This is a genomic window from Streptomyces sp. NPDC059900 (genome assembly GCF_050270335.1).
Classification (GTDB): domain Bacteria; phylum Actinomycetota; class Actinomycetes; order Streptomycetales; family Streptomycetaceae; genus Streptomyces.
On the sequence record NZ_JBNNJZ010001121.1, the window covers coordinates 1 to 1,236 of the forward strand.

The following is a 1,236-nucleotide window of genomic DNA, read 5'->3' on the forward strand; positions in this document are numbered from 1 at the left end:
CTCGTGGACCAGGGCCGCGTCCGCCTCGCCCAGGAGCAGCAGCCGCGGCTGTTCGCGCCAGCCGCACAGCCGGACGGTGACCGGCAGGGCCGCCGGTTCCCCGGCGAAGCGGGCCAGGATCGGCTCCAGAAGCCCGGCGTCCCCGTCGGCCTTCACGGCGAGGACCAGCTGGGGGTCGGCGGCGGCCGCGCGCTGGGCCCGTCGCCCGGCGGCCCGCAGGGCGTCCAGGGCGATCCTCGCCTCCGCGAGGAGCACCGTCCCGGCCGGGGTCAGCGCCACGCTGTGGGTGGTGCGCTCGAAGAGGGAGACATCGAGATCCGTCTCGAGGCGGCGGATCGCGCGGGACAGCGGCGGCGGTGAGATGCCGAGGCGCTCGGCGGCGCGGGCGAAGTTGAGCTCCTCGGCGACGGCGAGGAAGTAGCGCAACGGGCGGGACTCCAGGCTTTCCACTGCGCTCCTGCCCTGCTCTTGAGTCACGGCTTCGGTATTGCCCTGAGGGTAACAAGCGGGAGCGGATCGGTCCTTCAGTTCGGGCGCGCGACACAGCAGGCTCGACGGCATCCCACCGATGCATTCACCAGGAGCTCTTCATGATCGTCGTCACCACTCCCACCGGCCAGATCGGCCGACAGGTCCTCGAACTCCTTCTCGACGCACCGGACGGCGGCCCCGGGGCCGGGATCCGGGTGATCGTCCGCGATCCGGCCCGCCTGCCGGAGCGGGTGCGCGCGCAGGTCGAGGTCGTCCAGGGGTCGCACGCCGACCCCGCCGTCCTGAAGGAGGCGCGCGAGGGCGTCGACCGCATGTTCTGGCTGGTGCCGCCGTCTCCTGCGGCCGACAGCGTCGAGGGCCACTTCCGCGACTTCACCGAGCCGTTGCGCGCGGTGGTCGGCGACCAGGGCGTCCGGCGGGTCGTCGGTGTCTCCTCGCTGGGCCGCTCGGTGGCGGTCGGCGCCGGGCAGATATCGGCGTCGCTGGCCATGGACGAGGCGATCGCGGACATGGGGGTGCACTACCGGGCGCTGTGTCCGCCGTTCCTGATGGAGAATCTGCTGGGCCAGGCCGAGTCGATGCGGGAGGCAGGCGCGTTCTTCCTCGCGCTGGACCAGGACCGTGTGCTGCGTACCTGCGCGACCGGCGACATCGCCGCCACGGCGGCCCGGCTGCTCCTGGACGACTCCTGGACCGGACAGGAGGACGTCCCGCTGGTCGGACCCGACGACCTCTCCCCCGAGG

General features: G+C 73.0%; 2 protein-coding genes. One reads left to right on the forward strand and one right to left on the reverse strand.

Annotated elements, in window-relative coordinates:
• A partial coding sequence (locus tag ACQKIP_RS47750; RefSeq protein ID WP_427745903.1) for a LysR family transcriptional regulator occupies positions 1-441 on the reverse strand: 441 nt, incomplete at its 3' end.
• A gap of 149 nt (positions 442-590) precedes the next feature.
• Between ACQKIP_RS47750 and ACQKIP_RS47755 the strand changes: the two genes are divergently transcribed.
• A partial coding sequence (locus tag ACQKIP_RS47755; RefSeq protein WP_427745901.1) for an NAD(P)H-binding protein occupies positions 591-1,236 on the forward strand: 646 nt, incomplete at its 3' end.